At 49.6% G+C, this 17637-nt stretch carries 12 protein-coding genes; 4 read left to right on the top strand and 8 right to left on the bottom strand.

From position 1 onward, the window contains the following. A partial coding sequence (locus IQ256_RS17775; RefSeq protein ID WP_370623478.1) for a hypothetical protein occupies positions 1-1001 on the top strand: 1001 nt, incomplete at its 5' end. A gap of 94 nt (positions 1002-1095) precedes the next feature. Here IQ256_RS17775 and IQ256_RS17770 read toward each other — a convergent pair. The 3 genes from IQ256_RS17770 to IQ256_RS17760 form a co-directional block, all read right to left on the bottom strand. Further along, positions 1096-5055, bottom strand: coding sequence for an NACHT domain-containing NTPase (locus IQ256_RS17770; protein WP_228025017.1), 3960 nt, complete (start codon positions 5053-5055; stop codon positions 1096-1098). A gap of 129 nt (positions 5056-5184) precedes the next feature. Next, on the bottom strand, positions 5185-5955 hold the full coding sequence (locus IQ256_RS17765) for a YebC/PmpR family DNA-binding transcriptional regulator (protein WP_193856893.1): 771 nt from the start codon (positions 5953-5955) through the stop codon (positions 5185-5187). 115 nt (positions 5956-6070) lie between these two features. Next, on the bottom strand, positions 6071-7201 hold the full coding sequence (locus tag IQ256_RS17760) for a glucokinase (protein WP_193856892.1): 1131 nt from the start codon (positions 7199-7201) through the stop codon (positions 6071-6073). 551 nt (positions 7202-7752) lie between these two features. Here IQ256_RS17760 and IQ256_RS17755 point away from each other — a divergent pair. After that, positions 7753-8049: a hypothetical protein gene (locus tag IQ256_RS17755; protein WP_193856891.1), complete on the top strand. Its 297-nt coding sequence runs from the start codon at positions 7753-7755 to the stop codon at positions 8047-8049. A 15-nt stretch (positions 8050-8064) separates the two neighbouring features. Continuing rightward, positions 8065-8469 carry a PIN domain-containing protein gene (locus tag IQ256_RS17750; protein ID WP_193856890.1) on the top strand — a complete coding sequence of 135 codons (405 nt, stop codon included), beginning with the start codon at positions 8065-8067 and terminating at the stop codon, positions 8467-8469. A gap of 84 nt (positions 8470-8553) precedes the next feature. Here the strand turns inward: IQ256_RS17750 and IQ256_RS17745 are convergent, their stop codons facing one another. The 3 genes from IQ256_RS17745 to IQ256_RS17735 all read right to left on the bottom strand — a co-directional run bounded on the left by IQ256_RS17745 (position 8554) and on the right by IQ256_RS17735 (position 11397). Next, positions 8554-9504 carry a methylenetetrahydrofolate reductase gene (locus IQ256_RS17745; RefSeq protein ID WP_193856889.1) on the bottom strand — a complete coding sequence of 317 codons (951 nt, stop codon included), beginning with the start codon at positions 9502-9504 and terminating at the stop codon, positions 8554-8556. Between the two features lie 166 nt (positions 9505-9670). Then, entirely contained in the window at positions 9671-10681 is a 1011-nt protein-coding gene (gene trpS / locus IQ256_RS17740; protein ID WP_193856888.1) for a tryptophan--tRNA ligase, read from the bottom strand. 152 nt (positions 10682-10833) lie between these two features. Continuing rightward, positions 10834-11397 carry a hypothetical protein gene (locus IQ256_RS17735; RefSeq protein ID WP_193856887.1) on the bottom strand — a complete coding sequence of 188 codons (564 nt, stop codon included), beginning with the start codon at positions 11395-11397 and terminating at the stop codon, positions 10834-10836. Positions 11398-11663: 266 nt separating this feature from the next. On the opposite strand from IQ256_RS17735, the gene IQ256_RS17730 reads away from it, so the two are divergent. Next, positions 11664-15374, top strand: coding sequence for a hydantoinase B/oxoprolinase family protein (locus IQ256_RS17730; protein WP_193856895.1), 3711 nt, complete (start codon positions 11664-11666; stop codon positions 15372-15374). 31 nt (positions 15375-15405) lie between these two features. On the opposite strand, the gene IQ256_RS17725 is transcribed toward IQ256_RS17730, so the two are convergent. Together IQ256_RS17725 and denD are read right to left on the bottom strand one after the other, a co-directional pair. Continuing rightward, positions 15406-16299 carry a DUF2325 domain-containing protein gene (locus IQ256_RS17725; protein WP_193856886.1) on the bottom strand — a complete coding sequence of 298 codons (894 nt, stop codon included), beginning with the start codon at positions 16297-16299 and terminating at the stop codon, positions 15406-15408. Positions 16300-16618: 319 nt separating this feature from the next. Then, the gene (gene denD, locus IQ256_RS17720) at positions 16619-17581 is read right to left on the bottom strand and encodes a D-erythronate dehydrogenase (protein WP_193856885.1); all 963 of its coding nucleotides are present in this window, start codon (positions 17579-17581) and stop codon (positions 16619-16621) included. Positions 17582-17637: the final 56 nt, after the last annotated feature.

Below are 17637 nucleotides of genomic sequence, written 5' to 3'. Positions count from 1 at the left end.
AAACAGAACCAACTGAAATAGAGCCGCTGATTGATCTAGACTTTAATCTTCTTTCTGGCAATGCGCTGATCGGATTTATCACCGTTGACGAAGAGCGATTTGATCAAATTAACCGAGCTGGCAGTGAAAGTGCTTTCCAAGGGAATCTGTTGCAGCCTTTGGCAGCCGATAGCTATCAAACGGTTTTAAGAGAAAAGAACATTACCTTAGAGCACTATCAGTCTCGCACTAGGCTGTTGGCCAAAGCTCACCACGTGCCAAGCTATGCTAGAGCAGCGCTGCTAAAAGAAGAAATTCTAGCGCTAGACCAAAAGGCGCAAAAGAAGCTAGACACGCTGCTGCTAAACCACATGAGTCAGCAGCTTGGCATTCGCTATCGCGGCACCCAGCTAGCGGGTACCCCTCGCCACCGTCCGCTGACGCAGCAAGATATTGAAAGGCTGCGACCATTTCACTTTGGCTATCACTTCAATACCATTATCAAACGTGGCGGCTTTGATCTAGTCGCCTGCGATCCGCCTGCGGGGGTTTTTCGTCCGACTGTAGCTGACTTTGTTCAACAGTTTCCCACGCTGGCTCGAACCAACAACATTAGTGAAAAGACTTTCAAAACTTCTAAGCCAGCTTTGAGCAAGATAAATCCTGAAGTGGCGGCGGCTTGGATGGGCTATCGAGATTGGTATGCCTATGCGACTGATTATTTTTGGCGGAGTGAGCTGTATGAGTATCAGCGATCGGGTAGGGAAGGAAGGGGGCGATCGCAGCTCGCAAAAGAGCGATTGTTTGTAGAGCGGTGTCTGCACCTGCTGAGTGCTGGGGGGATAGGGATGGCGATAGTGCCCGTGGACAGCTTTCAAGACCCGAAGGCGGCTTTGCTCTACAGGCGATTGCAGGCGTCGGAGTGGTTTGGCGAGTTTGCGTATAGTGCCAGGAAGGTAGAGGGGGCGGCGGAGAAGCTAATACTTGTTTGGGCAAAAGACCGGAAAGAAAGAGAAAGCTGAACAGCGTCTTCCTCCGTCGGTAGGCGAGTCCAACAGATGGAGTTTGTTTGAGGTCTGGTGGCAGGTCGATCGTGATTTGCATAATGTAAACTCTTTAGTTGGTCTTGTTCTCCAGATTTTGCTCAGCTTCAGGGGAAGTGCTTCGATGAAATAAAAATCCCTTTATTTCATCGTTAAATACTCCACTAGCAGTCACGGATAATAGTGCTGCTGTAACGGTTACGGCGATTGAAATCCAAAACTTCCAGCCAAGTTCCTTTTCAGGACTAGAAGAATTTATTGTGTGGTCAATATTGCCGTCACCTGCAGTGACAATTCCGGACACCTCAGAGTCTTTAATATGGATACTCTTATCAATTTTCGGTTCATCTTCCATTTTCTTTGTTCTTTTATCTATGACACCGATCTGATCAGACAAGTCTGCATTTGAGGGAGCTTGACTAATTACAAACCGAAGAAATTCTTCTGGTGTTAGCGGTTGCCAAGTTTTGCGGCGCATATTTGCCTGAGCATCAATCAGAGTTTTACCAAGCCAAGCGATGTCTGGCAACTTTTGGATAAGGCGTTGAATTTCAACACATGCTTGTTGAGTTCCGCGTTCTTTCAATTGTGACAAAACACTATCTCTTAATCTTGCAATGCAGTCTCTAGCTGTTATAGAGTGAGCCGTCACCTCATTGCTGTGGTCAGGGTCTTCGTCGTAAGGATATTGATACACTAGCCAAATATATAAGTCAGCTAATTGCGTTTCAATCAAATTCAGTTGAATTCCGTAATGGTGACGGTAAGCTACTAATTCAAGAACTTCACACCCGAAAGATGAATCCTGCCGGATGAGTCTCCAAATAAATGACCAACTAGATGGGTTTGAATTTTCAACCAACACTCTGGCGGCAATTAAAGCTTTTTCACGCTCATTCTCAGTTGATGGTAGCGGAAAGCCAATCAAAGATTTGGCAAAATCCTCAGCTTCAGTTGATTCTTTATTTAGGAGTTTTTCGAGTAGTTGACCAACACATTTAGGGTTGAGTAACGGATCTTTAGTCTTTCCTAACAAAGTTAACTTGAGCTGTTCATCCCAACACTTATCAAGGTGATCAATCACAGACAGGTAGTCATGCTCCTGGTTCTCCTTATTAATCAGTGCTATCAGGGCCTTGATGAATTCTTCAGGAGCATTCAGATAAGCGTACCTAACTAATCCCAAGTAGTAATCCTTACGCTGATCACTACTTGGAGCGGCGACAATAACAGGTGTCCATCTTTTCCATATTTCAGATGACAGATTTTTTAAGAAATCTGGGCTTTTCTCTAGAAGCAGTAAAAAAGCTCTACAGCCTGCTAGTCCAGATCGATTGAGAGTAGGTGTCCTTACCCAGTCATAATCTACATCATCTTGTTGCTGAACATACTTCTTTGCGCCTTCAATGATTCTTCTGCGAGTAGTTTCGTCTGCCTCCTGCCATCCCGGAAGCTGAGTTAGATCTAATTCATTTTCATTGTCATCAACACGATTCTCAGGCTTCAAAGTCATTTCCATATTAAGCCGCCACCATGCAGACAAATCTCCAGACTCTAACTTTTCTAGACATTGAAGGACTCGTTCCATAGGCGGTGGATCTAGCAAGGGAGGATTTTCTCTATGCTTTCGTATCTCTTGTCCTCTGAGGTGGTCAGCTCTCAATTCGTCAGCTTGAGTTGAATTTAGTTCAATAGGCGAAAAGTAGGGTGAAAAGATTTCTTGCATAATACTGTTAGTCTGAGTAGCTGCAACAACTACGGATATTTGCCTTGCATCCTGACGATTGAAGCTCCACTGAATCAGTTGTGCCCAAGTTTTCTGAACCTTTCCACAATTGGAAGTTTTAAGTTGCCTCAGCATCCAAAAAATATCTTCTGGAAATAAGATATTTTCAGTTAAGGAACTTAATAAAAAGAACGGATCTTGCTCTGTTACTGAGATAGTTAAAACAGCTTTCTCGACTAGGGTATGCCGTTTTTTACTATCGTACAAAAGCGACGAGGAAAATTGTTGTTGTAGCCTACTGTCATAAGTAATAATTCTCTGATACTCTTTCCACTGGACTAGAGCTACTTGAGTAAACCGTTCTGCTACTCCGGGCAAATCGAAATTTTCCCATGCTTTGAAGAGAAGGGCATCCCCGAGTCCCTCAAATGAGTGTCCAAGACATCGTAGCCCTTGCTCTTTAAGCCAATCAAGAGCAACCACCAAATGTCTCGAATGAAGTTGCGGAACCAACTTATGGTTAATAAACCATTGATATTTACCAATATAGTTTCTCTTCTTAGGTGGAGTCAGATTTTGAAACAATTCCCCTACCGATAAATGATTTGGCCAAAGTGATTGAAGCGCATATCCTTTGAGCTGATCGTCTTCATCTTCTGGTAGTTGTTCAATTGCCAGAGGCTTTAGCTTCAATTGTGTAGTTACATCACCAAATGAACAAATTGCTTTGGCTGCGCTCACCCTCAAATAAATAGATTGTGATGAGTCGAGAGCGAGTTCTGCCAACCCATCCTGAAGCTCAGAGACTTGGCAGATTTCAGCAATATCGATCGCCAGCTCTCGTGCATCAAGTTGCTTGCTGGAATCACAGATATAAGGATGTAATTGTTCAACTAATCCAGGATGCTTGAGCTTTGCATAGTGACGGTAGTTATTTCTATTCCTATCAAATAGTTTTCCTTCTTCATACTGAGCTAGTAAATTTTCGACAATTGACGCTCTAATCTCTGTATCAGTTAGCACATCAGCTTGTAAAAGAATATCTGGATCAGTTTTGATAATCTCTTGGAGAACATCTAATCTCATGCTAGCCAGCCATGCAGCCGTTTCGTGAAGTTGAGGGATTAGCTTACGGCCTGGATCTGCAGATGAAAAAATCAATCGCCTTATCTGCTCTAAAGGTATTTCGTGCTGTGCCAAATACCAAGCAGCTAAAAATTCAGCATAAGTTTGGTGTGCCCATCCCATTCGATGTAATCCACGCGACGAGAACAAACCAGTATCTAAAACTTCTTTAATGACTTCCTTGTCAATCTCAAATCCCCTTCCATTTGCTTCTTCAGAACTGAAACATAACTTTTGAAGAAGGACATCTTCAGCGGGCACCTCTCCTTGATCGACACCAGTCCACACAGAAAATCGGTTGGCAAAGATTGTGACAGCGGCGATTCGAGCCGCCACGATTAGACGCCTATCACTATCGAAATTGCCTGTGTGGCCTGAAGCATGACGACCTTCATTCATCTCCTCACAGAGAAGCTTACAGCCCTCAAGATAAATCTCATGACTTTTCTGCTCTGGAGGAAATTGCCCGTTATGGCGACGGTATGTATTCAGCAAAAACTTTAGAGTAATTGGTTTAATCGCCAGCGGTACAAGATCCTTCTGATCCATTTCCTGAAGAAAATCATCAGAAGAAGAACCTTCGGTCTTCGCTGCTTCGATAACATCTATACGACGAAGCGGGGCTAGTTCGTAAATCGCAAAGCTAGCTTCTTTCCAGAGATCCTTTAGCGCCTTCTCTAAAATTGCTGGGAATACAGATGTTCGACATGCTAACCGTAGATGAAGGTGATTGATGCGATTCCGATATTTCGGCTGCTTCAGCTCATCGATTAAACCTGTCGTCAAAGTTGGGACGCTCAAAAGTCCCTCGTCAAGGCTATCTAGAAACAAATATAGGTGATAGCTACCCTTTAACCAATCAATAAAGGTTTCATGTCTGAATAGATCCCTTTTCAGATCGGCGCAAGATCGGAGATTCAGTACTAAGGGTCGGCTAGAAGCGCAAAATTTCTTTTCTGTAAAGGTTTTAAGGTTATCCAGCTCTTGGGACTTACCGATACCTGGTTCCCCTAATAAAACCAAGCATGAAACATCAGCAATCGCCTCTGAGCTCACCAAATCTGGATTATACGCCTTACCCCATTCTGCATCTGGATCGCATAGGAAACCGCCATCTGCTAGATTGATGCTGCCTGATCGAGGACACCAAAACCGTTTCCATTCGTATACCTGTTTTGACATTTCAGTAGTTATGAGGCTAGAATCCGCGCTCTAGTATAGCTTCTTTAAAAATTCGGTTACCCTGTTCTCATTGCTTATCTGCCCAGCAAATTTAATTTGCAGTTTGGGCTGATCGCTGGTGCCGATTAACTATTGCATCACCTCCGCCATCACCGCCTCAGACATATCAAAATTGGCAGTAACAGACTGCACATCGTCAGATTCTTCTAGCGCGTCCATCATCTTAATCAAAGACAGCGCAACGTCAGGCTCTTCTATCTGCACCGTATTAGACGGAATCCAGCGCATATCGACTTCATGCACTGTGTAGTCTTTCTCTTTTAGGGCGCTGCTAACTGCCTCCAAGTCAGCGACCTCGCAAAAAACTTCTACCCCTGGCTGGCCCGCTTCCACATCCTCCACCATCTCATAAGACTGAGCCGCCGCTTCCAAAGCATCTTCTAACAGCGCCTCTTCCTCAATCTCTCCTAACAGCGTCACCACCCCTTTCTGGTTAAACATCCAGCCCACGCAGCCAGTCTCACCCAAGTTCCCGCCATTTTTACCAAAGGCGCTTCGCAGATCGGCAGCAGCCCGGTTGCGGTTATCTGTCAGCGCCTCTATCAGCACCGCCACACCGCCCGGCCCATAGCCTTCATAGCGCACCGATTCAAAAGCATCCGCCCCGTCCGAGGTGCCACATCCCTTGGCGATCGCACGATCAATATTCTCCTTTGGAAAGCTAGCCGCCTTCGCCTTATCAATCGCCGTTCGCAGCTGAAAATTACCGTCAGGATCGCCGCCGCCTAGTCTCGCGGCCACGATGATCTCTCTAGAAAGCTTCGCAAAGACTTTCCCCTTCACCGCATCTACCCGCGCCTTTTGACGCTTGATATTCGCCCATTTACTATGTCCGGCCATGAACGCTGTCGTATATAGTTATCAACTCGATGATGATACCGAATTTATCTACAAAAGCAGACCAGACATAAATGCGGCAGAGGCGATCGCAGCCACTAGGCCCATGCAATAGCGACTAAACGTGATCAGCCTTAGAAGCCGTTTGGGCAAATTCATAGCCGCTCTCCCAGAGATGCTGCTTGAAGTTGCGAGAGGCTTTTAGCACCGCGCCAATTAGCCCTACTGACTGGTTTAGCACCACCCTTACTGGAATCTTATCGAGCAGATGGCTGACCCGGCCCTTGCTAGCAAAGGCATACATAAATTCGCCGCTCTTGATCAAATCTAGGTTTTTCGCCGTGACACCCCCGGCAATGTAGAGTCCACCTCTAGGTAGAAATTTAAGAGAGATATTGCCAGCCTCTGAACCATAGGCCCGGATGAAAATCTCCATTGTCTTTTGAGCAAGCAAATCTGTCTTCTCAGTTGCTGCTTTAGAAATAATCGAGGCTGGATCAGTTAGCCTGCTCCGCTGCCCAGCGCCTCTTTCCCAAGCATCCATCGCCTGGCCAATCTCATTAGATTCGTTGGCATATTGGCGATCGCGCAAAAACTGATAGATCGAAATGATCCCCATACCAGAGACCACCCGCTCTTCTGACACGCGCGAGATCTCATGCTTTTCCAAAAGATACTTACGCAGCTGAAACTCTAGCTCTGACTGCGGCGCAAAATCGACATGCCCCCCCTCAGATGGAAACACCACATACTCACCGTTAGAGGGCAGCAAAAAGCCTTGACCCAGGCCCGTACCCGCTCCTAGCACCGCCTTCGGCGCAGCCTCAGAAGGTTCTCCGGCCTGCAGCTCATAGATATCTTCGGGCTGCAAACCCAGTACGCCATAGCCAATCGCTTCAAAGTCATTGATCAGTTGAACGCTTTTGATATCGAGCGCGCCGCTGAGAAATTCGCTGCGTAAAAACCAAGATAGGTTAGTGAGCTGGCAGGTGTTGTCTACGATTGGGCCTGCGATCGCAAAACAAGCCGCGTCAGGTTTCACAATCGGCACCTTCTGCGCCGCCGCCGCCAGAAACTCTTTAACCATCGGCACAAACTCAGAATATTCCTGGCTAGGATAGCGCTCTTCGTAGAGAGTTTCGATAGCTAGTTCATGCGTTGCATGGTGCTGAATATCCTCATCATTCGCCTGCGCCAGTCGCAGAATAGTCTTAGTCCCGCCGATGTCTCCAGCTAGCAGTTGGGCCATGAGTTTAGATGTTTTGAAATAGACTTCAGAGTAAAAATATCTCAAAAAGCACACTATCTTATGCAATAGCTATTCACAAACTTCTAAAGACAGAAAACCCATGTCTTATTAGCCAGTCCGGTGCCACCGCCTTCAGTCTCGCCAGCAAGACGGCATTCTCCGGGATGGTCTAAGGGGGAAGTAATTCAGAAGTGATTCAATTGAAGCAGTAGCTACTGCTGAAGAAGAGAAATTAGTAACAGCTAGAGGACTTTAAAGCACTTCGACGCTAATAGCTGGGACATCAAAGTCGGGCAAAATACCGTGAACGAGCATATCGAATGCTTTGGTAGACACTTAGAAACGAGAATTTGATAAACTGTCTGATTTCAAGTCTTACCGCAGGCCCTCATCCTAAATCCTTCTCCCTGGGGAAGAAGGACTTCAAGCTCCCTCTCCCCCAGGGAGAGGGTTGGGGTGAGGGCGGCAGAAAATGTGCATCTTATTAAATTTTCGATCCTTAGAAACGCAGGCTATAATCTACAACACTAAAGTCTAGATTACCTAATCGTATGAGTCAGCAGTTAACTCTGGAAATTAGCGATGAAGTCTATGCGGATCTGCAGCGCCAGTCCAGTGCCGTAGGTGTCTCTACAGCGGAATGGATTTTGTCACTCCTTAGCAGGCAAAGTAGAATTAGCAATCAGAGTGAAGCTGTGGATAATACTTCGCTTTCACCAGAGCTGCAGGTACAAGCGCGAAGCAAATTTAGAAGTCATGCTGGCGCGGTTAGTTTGGGGTATGCCACCGACACAGATAATGATCAGATTGATGCTGACCTTGCCAAAGCCTACGCAGATGATTACTAAGGGTCAGTTTTAGCTGTGCTTCTAGATACATCAGGTTTATTATGCTATCTCCACCGGAATGAGCTACAGCACGATCAAGCAGTTCAGTTAATCCATGATGCTAGCGATGAGCTATTGACACAAAGCTATGTCCTAGCCGAACTGGTTGCTCTTTCGCTGGTTCGTCGTTTTCCTAGACCTCAGGTATTAGCATTTATCACGGATTTGGTTGAGAATCCAGATGTTGAGATGATATGGGTCAATCAACAACTAAACCAAAAAGCTATGGAACTTTTGGCGGCTCGGAAGGACAAAACGTATTCTTTGTGCGATGCGGTCAGCTTTGTTTTGATGCGCCAGTACGGAATGAGCAATGCGCTGACAACTGACCGTCATTTTGAGCAAGAGGGCTTCGTTAGGTTGTTACCACCACCTGTCTAGCACCGCTTTGCGGTGACAGAGATACACATCAACAGATTCAAAGGTTGCTGCCACTGTTAGCTTTCAAAGAATGCGCCTACTTCGCTAAACATCTGCCGGAGAAAGGGCTGGCGCGAGGTCTGCTGAGGTCTGAGATCTTGTCTGCGGCTCTACGCCTGCCATCTCTAGAATCTCTGGGATTAGGTCTTCTCTTCTAACGGCCATCATGTGAACGCCTTGGCAAAGCTGACGAGCGGCTTGTACCTGCTCAGCAGCAATTTTCATGCCTTCGCGCAGCGGATCTGAGGCGGTGTCTAGTCGGTCAATCAGGTGCTGAGGAATGTTGACGCCGGGGACACAGCGGTTAATAAAGGCGGCGTTCTTGGCGGACTTGAGGAGGAAGACGCCTGCTAGGATAGGGCGATCGCATCCCACTGCAATTTGATCCATAAACTTCTCTAGCTTGTCAAAGTCAGAGATTAGCTGACTTTGAAAGAACCGCGCGCCTGAGGTTAGCTTTCTCTCGAATCGGCTTTGCAGCCCCGACCAGCTAGCTGACTGCGGATCGACGGCTGCGCCTGGAAAGATATCTAGGGCACCATCGTTCATTGCTTTTTCGTTGTAGTCAATGCCCTGGTTGAGCTGTCGGATCAGACGCAAAAGGCGAATAGAGTCTAGCTCGTGAACAGGTTTGGCTTTGGGATGATCGCCAGCTTTGAGCGGGTCGCCGGTCAGGGCGAGAACGTTGCGAATACCCAGAGCGTGAGCGCCCATTAGATCTGCTTGGAGGGCGATGGCATTGCGATCGCGTCCAGTGATCTGACAGATAGGTTCAATTCCAGCTTGGTGCAGCAGTACAGAACAAGCCAAAGAAGACATTCGCAGCACCGCTCGGCTACCGTCGGTGACATTGACCGCATGTACCCAGTCTTTCAAACAGTTCGCCATCTCTATCATGTGCTGTGGATTACCGCCCTTTGGCGGCATCACTTCAGCCGTGACGATAAACTTTTTAGACTTAATGGCCGCACGAAATCGATTTGATACTGCATCCATAGGCTCGGCGGCTCAGCTTCTTGGTACTGACTTAAGGGTACTGACTTAACGACTGACTTAGTTTGGTGTGCTTAGTTGCTATTCTATCGAGCCTAGGTATCAAAGCCGATCATGTTCTGCGATTGAAATGGGTCATGTTCAGGCCAGTTCAGAGGCTGTTTCGTGCTTAGGCAGATAGCGTGAAGCCCATCGCTGTCTTGACTTTGTTTAAGGTGGGAGTAGCGATCGCCTGAGCCTGAGCCTTGCCATCAGCGAGGACTGAGAGTAAATACGTGCGATCGTCCATCAGCTCTGTGTACTTTGCTTGAATGGGTCGCAGCGCTTCTACGGTTGTTTCGGCCAGCAGCGGCTTGAACTGTCCCCAGCCCATATCTTTGCATTCCGCCGCGACGGCTGCTTTCGTCTGGCCTGAAAGCAGCTGATAGAGCCCTAGCAGATTGTTGCATTCTGGCCGCTCAGGATTGTCAAACTCTAGGCCCCGCTCCAGATCGGTTTTAGCGCGCTTAATTTTCTTGGTAATCGCCTGCGGCGTATCGGTTAGGTCGATGCGGCTTTGATCTGAAGGATCGGATTTAGACATCTTTTTGGTTCCATCAGTCAGGCTCATGACTCGCGCTCCAGTTTCACGAATCAACGGCTCTGGCACCTTGAGCACTGGCTTTTTCTTTTTGCCAAACTGATGGTTGAGTCTGCCAGCAATGTCACGAGTTAGCTCTAAATGCTGCTTTTGATCCTCGCCGACAGGTACCAAATCAGGTTCATACAGCAAGATGTCGGCTGCCTGTAGCACCGGATAATCCATCAAGCCGACGCTGACATTTTCTCCTTGCTTGAGAGCTTTCTCCTTGAATTGGATCATCCGCTCCAACCAGTTGATCGGAGTGATGCAGTTGAAAAGCCACGCCAGTTCGCTGTGCTCTGGTAGCTGGGATTGAACAAAGATGGTGGACTGATCGGGGTCGATTCCACAGGCAATATAGGTGGCGGCTAGCCTGAGCGTGTTTTCAGCGAGGGTTTTAGGATCTTGGGGAACGGTGATAGCGTGCAAGTCCGCCATGAATAAAAAGCAGTCGTATTCAGCCTGGAGTTCGACCCAGTTGCGAATGGCACCGAGATAGTTGCCCAGGTGCATAGTGCCAGTGGTTTGAATGCCTGAGAGGATGCGAGGCTGGGGCATAGGGGCGAAGGGGAGAGAGCTGTCTAATTTTAGGTGAGGGGGTGAGGGGGGGCAAGGCTTCGGCTACGCTCAGCCACCAATGCGCTCAGCCGCCAATATGCTCAGCCGCAGAAAGACCAAAGGGGGACTACTTAGAGATTGCCAACCGGGGACTATTGAATCTCTGCTTGGATGACGGAGTTGTCTTGGGGGCCAAGAGTGAGCTGAAGAGGCCGATCTCTTTCAAAGGCTCTGACTGACTGACGATAAACTTCGTAGTCGGTGGGGAGAGTCTTTGCTTCACCGGCCTGGTTGAAGCTGAGTGTGTAGTCGGTAGACTTGATAATTTCTGGAGAGCGGGCGGTTTCACCAGAGCGCAGGCGAGCTTCAATGTCGTCTACGGTGGGTTCGGGCGGCAGCGGGGGCCACCAGAGTCCTTTGCTGTCTGGGCCAGAACCGGCGGCGTCGGGGCGGATGCCGTTAGTCGTCGTCAGCGTGGTGGACTCAAATTGTTCTAGACGGCGATCGTTAGGTCTGTCTTGGCCAGGGCTGCGGGGGACGTATTCGACTTGCCAGGTGTAGGTGGTGGTGGCAGTGCCCTGAAAATCGGCGGTCGCTTCTGAGGCGTTGGTTTGCACTTGGTTACAGCCAAAGGTACCTACAGATAGAACAAGGGCGGCTACAAGCGGCGCAGCGGGCGTTACGTTCCAGGGTCTACGGATGAAGGGGCTATTCATTCTCTAGGGGTGCTCGTGAGGGTTTCTATCAGGTGTTGAGTATCAGATGTTAAGTGTAGATTGCTACAGTTTAGCGCCGACAGATAGCTTCACTTTCTCGCCTATGGCAGACTCTGAAGCGGCACGGAAAATAGGCAAGCCTTGGCGATTTTATCTGCGATTAATTTTGCGATTAGATCGTTTTGACCGACTAAGAGAATACAAAAGTAAAATAGTCATCAATGTTCTAGGGTTTCTTGGCAGTCATGAACAGCGTAGAAGAGCAAATGAGCAGAGGTGAACCTAACGGGCAGTGGCAGTTTTGGATCGATCGAGGCGGCACTTTTACAGATGTAGTTGCCAAGCGGCCTAACGGTGAAATTGTTGTTCGTAAACTACTCTCTGAGAATCCTGAGCAGTATGCAGACGCGCCGATTCAAGGGATTCGAGACTGCTTGGGCCTGAGCGCAGACGATCCAATTCCGGCTGAACAAATTGCTGGAATTAAGATGGGGACGACAGTGGCGACAAATGCGCTGCTAGAGCACCAGGGCGATCGCACCCTGCTTGTAATCACTCAAGGCTTTGGCGATGCGCTCAAAATCGGCTATCAAAATCGGCCCGATATATTCGCAAGAGAAATTGTGCTACCGCAAATGCTCTATGAGCAGGTCGTGGAAGTTGAAGAGAGAATAAGCGCCCAGGGTGAGGTGCTGACGCCACTGCAGGCAGACAACGCCGAACGCCAGATGCAGGCGGCTTACGATCAGGGAATTCGGAGCTGTGCGATCGCCCTGATGCACGGCTACCGCTACCCCCAGCACGAGCAAGCCTTGGGCAAACTAGCCCGGCAGATTGGCTTCACCCAAGTGTCGCTATCTCACCAGATCAGCCCGCTGATGAAGCTAGTGAGCCGGGGCGATACGACGGTCGTAGATGCCTACCTTTCGCCAATTTTGCGGCGCTATGTAGACCGGGTAACCAGTCAGATTTCGAGCGCTCAAGTAACTGGCTCTCAGGCGTCTGGTTCGCAAGAATCGGGAGACCATGCCCCGCCGCTGATGTTCATGCAGTCGAACGGGGGCCTCAGCGACGCCGAGTTCTTTCAGGGTAAAGACAGTATTCTCTCTGGGCCTGCCGGGGGCATTGTCGGAGCGGTAAAGACCAGTGAGCTAGCCGGATTCGAGAAGATTATTAGCTTTGATATGGGCGGCACCTCTACAGATGTGGCTCACTACGCGGGTGAATATGAGCGTACGTTTGAGTCGGAGGTGGCCGGGGTGCGGCTACGAACGCCGATGATGGCCATCAATACGGTGGCAGCAGGCGGCGGCTCAATTGTGCAGTATGACGGCAGCCGCTATCGAGTCGGCCCCGCCTCTGCCGGGGCGAATCCAGGCCCGGCTAGCTATGGCCGGGGCGGGCCGCTGACCGTGACTGACTGCAATGTGCAGGTGGGTAAACTACAGCCCGATTTCTTTCCGCAGGTGTTTGGCCCCAAAGCGGATGCGCCTTTGAACCAGCAGATTGTGGCTGAAAAGTTTGAGCAGCTTACGGCTGAGATTGGCGATGATCGTAGCGGCGCTGCGGTTGCCGATGGCTTTTTGAGTATTGCGGTTGAGAAGATGGCCAGCGCGATTAAGCAAATCTCGCTGCAAAAGGGCTATGACGTGTCTAAATACGCGCTCTGTTGCTTTGGCGGCGCGGGCGGACAGCATGCCTGTTTGATTGCAGCGGCGCTGGGCATGAAGCGAATTTTGATTCATCCCTATGCCGGGGTGCTTTCTGCCTACGGGATTGGGCTAGCCGAGCTGCGAGTGCTAAGAGAACGCTCGGTAGAAGCGCCGCTGACAGCTAGACTAGACCTGACGCCCCGGTTTGACGAGTTGATTGCTGATGCAAAGAGCGAACTCACGCGGCAGTCAGTTCAGCCGAGCGAAGTAGAAACCCGGCGGCGATCGCACTTAAAATACGACGGCACCGACTCGACGCTGCTAGTAGAGTTTGACAGCGCCGAGCGGATGCAGCAGCAGTTTGAAGCCAAGCATCAGCAGCGTTACGGCTTTGTAGCCAAAGGCAAAGCGTTGGTGGTTGAGGCCATTTCGATTGAGCTAGTGGCTCAAACCCAGCAGGCAGACGAGCCGAGACGATCGCGTCAGTCGGCAGCACCACCTCAGCCAGTGGCCCACGTAGAGGTTTACACGGCAAATAGCTGGCATCAGACGCCCGTTTATCAGCGGCAAGATTTGCAGCCAGGTGATACGGTCTCGGGTCCGGCGCTAATCGTAGAAGCCACGGGCACTAATGTGATTGAACCGGATTGGCAAGTTGAGGTGAGCGATCGCAGCTATCTCATCCTCACCTATCAGGCACCAGATCGAGTGTTAGAAGAGAGGTTGGAAAGTACTGAGCCGAGTAATGGCAACAGCACCGATACCGCCGATCCGGTCATGCTAGAAATCTTCAACAATCTGTTTCGCTCGATTGCTGAACAGATGGGCACCACGCTGCAAAATACCAGCTATTCGGTGAATATCAAAGAACGGCTCGATTTCTCCTGCGCCATTTTTGACCAGAACGGGCAGCTTGTCGCCAATGCCCCTCATATTCCAGTGCATTTGGGTTCGATGAGTGAAAGCGTGCGATCGCTAATAGACAGCCACGGCAGCGCTCTGCAGCCAGGAGATGTCTATATCTTGAACAATCCTTACCACGGCGGCACGCACTTACCCGACGTAACCGCGATTACGCCTGTGTTTAAACAGGCAGATAAGCAAGTAGAACAAACAGATGAAGAGAGAAACGTAATGTTCTATCTAGCTTCTCGTGGACACCATGCGGATATTGGTGGCATCACGCCAGGGTCAATGCCGTCTAATAGTACTTCGGTTAAGCAAGAAGGCGTTCTATTCGACAATTTTAAGCTGGTTGAGGTCGGTCATTTTCGAGAGGCCGAACTACAGCAGGCGTTGACAGCAGGCAAATATCCGGCCCGCAATCCGACTCAGAATATTGCTGATTTACAGGCGCAGATTGCGGCGAATGAGAAAGGCGTACAGGAACTGCGGCGGATGCTAGACCAGTACGGACTCGATACAGTGCAAGCCTATATGGGCCATGTGCAAGACAATGCTGAAGCGGCGGTGCGGCGAGCGATTGATCGGCTCAGCGATGGCAGCTTTAGCTATGAGATGGATAGCGGCGATCGCATCCAAGTCTCCATTCAAATTGGCAAGCGCGATCGCAGCGCTACTATTGACTTTTCAGGCACATCCCCTCAGCTAAACAACAACTTCAACGCCCCCGCTGCTATCTGCAAGGCAGCAGTTCTCTATGTCTTTAGAACACTTGTAGAAGACGATATTCCCTTAAATGCAGGCTGTCTCAAACCCCTAGAAATCATCATTCCCGAAGGCTGTTTGCTCAATCCTAACTATCCAGCCGCCGTGGTTGCAGGCAACGTGGAAACTTCTCAGGCGATTGTCGATACGCTCTACGGCGCTTTGGGCGTATTGGCCGCGTCACAGGGCACCATGAACAACTTCACCTTTGGCAATCAGCGCTACCAGTACTACGAGACTATTTGCGGTGGGTCTGGCGCTGGACCTAATTTCGATGGCACAGACGCGGTACAAACCCACATGACCAACTCTCACCTCACAGACCCGGAAGTACTGGAGTGGCGTTTTCCTGTTCTTTTAGAAAGCTTCTCGATTCGAGCAAACAGCGGCGGCGGTGGCCGTTACCGAGGCGGGCACGGTGCCATTCGGCGAGTGCAATTCAAAGAACCTATGACCGCAGCAATTCTCTCTAGCCATCGGCAGATTCCGCCCTTTGGCCAGGCAGGCGGCGAAGCAGGCACTGTCGGCCACAACTGGATTCAGCGCCACGACGGCAGCCGCGAAGAGCTAGCGAGTACTGCTACCGTTGAGATGGAGCCTGGCGATACTTTCGTCATCGAAACGCCAGGTGGCGGCGGGTTCGGACAGCAGGTTTAGAGGTTAGAGTCCAGCACGTTTGATTGAACAGCTAGAGAACGCTAGAGGGCTGCATAGAAGCACTAAAGTATTCAAGAACTTCTCTAACCAGACCGCTTTTGCCGTGGCAGCTAACGCGGATAGAGCCGCCTGCTAGCATGTGAGCGTCTTTGAGCTGCTTGACGCATTTCGCGACCGAGTGATCGACGTAGCTAGTAATGGTAACCACAAGATCGCAGTTGCTAATTTTGTCTTTGATCTGATTGCGGCTGTTGCTAGCGATGCTATGTGGAGGAACGTGAATGCAGCGCTTGAGCCCGTATTGTTTGAGCGCTTCTGTGACTTCTCGGTAGGTGGTTTCGTGGCCGCCGACTAAGGCAATCGACAAGTCAGAGAGATCGATAGCTGAGTTATAAGCTAGTGTGCTCTCGGCTGAATTGTCTTCTAGATTGAGAAAGGGTTTCTCTCCGTTGGCTACTGGCGACGGATCGGTTCTATCGTGATAGGTATCGTCTTGTTGATAAGCGGCTATATCTAGCTTTTGTTCTAGAAAGGCGACTCTACCGAGCAAAGAGCCCTTTTCTTCTTGCAAGTCTGACTTTTCCGTCTCGCTTTTTCTCAGTCTCAGCTGCAAGTCTTCGTTAGCGCTGAATAAAGATTTAACCTCGCTATCGGCAATGCTGAGAAGTTCGTCTGTATCAGTTGAATTGCGACTGAGGCGCTGAGTGAGATCAATCTGCTTTTGCTGAAGGCGGCTGTACTTTTGTTCTAGAGCGCTATGCTCCGACTGTAGCTGGTTGTAGGCAAGCTGCAGTCGCAGGAGATGTTCAGACAGATGATGTTTGGCCTGACGATCTTTTCCAGTGGCTCCTTTAAGGAATAACTGGACAGCGTGAAGCACCGGCTTGAGCATGATGGCCCTCGGCAAAAGATAGTTATATTCCACAATAGCGGGTTCACAGAAAACGGAGGCTTCTGCGTGTTAATCTCTCAGGATTTTCTCATGATTACTTTAGAAAAGTTCATTCATAGCTATAGCAATCCGCACTTAGCTCAGGTCATAGATAGAAGCTGTAGTCTATGTTGCATATAGCGATAAGTACATAGCAGCGGTAGGAACCCGCGTCGTCGTGCTTGTAACGTGATGCACTTTGTTCAATGGTGTTTTATTTAATAGTGTTTTGTTTAATAGCGTTTTGCTTAATGGTGTTTCGTTCTTTTTGATACTGTTCTTGCCTCTCTACAATTGCTGACCAAAGTGCTGATCAACTGGCAATATCGGTTTCTGCTATGAAGCTGCGAATGATGTCCTGGAAGGTGCGATCGCGCTCAAATCCCAATGCGATCGCCCGCTCTACATCAAACTGACTGGGCCAGCTCGCCACGATATTGGAGATAGCCGGGTCTGGCTGATAGCGAATATGGCTGGTGACAGCTTTACCGGCTACCGCTTCTAGAGCGTCGATCATAGACTCTACCGTTACCGTAATTCCTGGCAGATTGAGCGTTCGACTGTAGGTGAACTGGTCAGCGCTTAGGGTCAGGGCATGTATGAGATTATTGACAACGGCTGTCGGACTAGATAGCCAAAGAGAAAGCTTAGGATCGACTGGGCAAATGGCCGTTTCTGCTTGTAGGGGTTCGCGAATGATGCCGCTGGCAAACGAGGAAGCCGCCGCATTGGGTTTGCCCGGTCGGACGCAGACAGTCGGCAAGCGCAGCACCCGCCCGTCGATGAAGCCCTTGCGAGTATAGTCATTGACCCACAGCTCACAGATAGCTTTCTCGGTGCCGTAAGAGGACTGGGGCTGCACAGCAGTATCGTCTGTAATTACCGCTGGCAGATCGCCGCCAAAGACCGCTAGCGAGCTGGCGAAGATGAACTTTGCGCCGGGGGCTTGGTGACGGACGGCTTCTAGCAGATGGCGAGTACCGTCGCAGTTGACCGCCATGCCCAGATCGAAGTTAGCTTCGGCCTGGCCGCTGACGACAGCAGCTAGGTGGTAAACCGCTGTGATATCTGCGCTCACCAGGTCTTTGCTAGCCGTAGGACGAGTCAGGTCAGCCGCCAGACTTGTCACTCTTGAGTCGCTATCAGAGCCACTATCGGGAATAGGCGGCGGCGTCAGATCGGCAAGCGTCAGATGCTGCAGATCGGGATTTGAGAGCAGACGACGCGCCAGACGCTGACCTAGAAAACCGGCTGCACCCGTGATGAGAATACGCATAGGAAGAGAAAAAGACTTTCTCTAAATACTACGGCAGATATTACGGCGATATCACA

This window comes from cf. Phormidesmis sp. LEGE 11477, from assembly GCF_015207105.1.
Lineage (GTDB): Bacteria > Cyanobacteriota > Cyanobacteriia > Phormidesmidales > Phormidesmidaceae > Phormidesmis.
The sequence above is the reverse complement of the archived record's forward strand: the minus strand, read 5'-3'. Positions and strand labels throughout refer to the sequence as shown.

Excerpts from the sequence above, each read along its gene's own strand:
- denD (WP_193856885.1), bottom strand. The coding sequence starts at position 17,581 with ATGCGTATTCTCATCACGGGTGCAGCCGGTTTTCTAGGTCAGCGTCTG.
- IQ256_RS17755 (WP_193856891.1), top strand. The coding sequence starts at position 7,753 with ATGAGTCAGCAGTTAACTCTGGAAATTAGCGATGAAGTCTATGCGGAT.
- trpS (WP_193856888.1), bottom strand. The coding sequence starts at position 10,681 with ATGCCCCAGCCTCGCATCCTCTCAGGCATTCAAACCACTGGCACTATG.
- IQ256_RS17735 (WP_193856887.1), bottom strand. The coding sequence starts at position 11,397 with ATGAATAGCCCCTTCATCCGTAGACCCTGGAACGTAACGCCCGCTGCG.
- IQ256_RS17730 (WP_193856895.1), top strand. The coding sequence starts at position 11,664 with ATGAGCAGAGGTGAACCTAACGGGCAGTGGCAGTTTTGGATCGATCGA.
- IQ256_RS17745 (WP_193856889.1), bottom strand. The coding sequence starts at position 9,504 with ATGGATGCAGTATCAAATCGATTTCGTGCGGCCATTAAGTCTAAAAAG.
- IQ256_RS17760 (WP_193856892.1), bottom strand. The coding sequence starts at position 7,201 with ATGGCCCAACTGCTAGCTGGAGACATCGGCGGGACTAAGACTATTCTG.
- IQ256_RS17770 (WP_228025017.1), bottom strand. The coding sequence starts at position 5,055 with ATGTCAAAACAGGTATACGAATGGAAACGGTTTTGGTGTCCTCGATCA.
- IQ256_RS17765 (WP_193856893.1), bottom strand. The coding sequence starts at position 5,955 with ATGGCCGGACATAGTAAATGGGCGAATATCAAGCGTCAAAAGGCGCGG.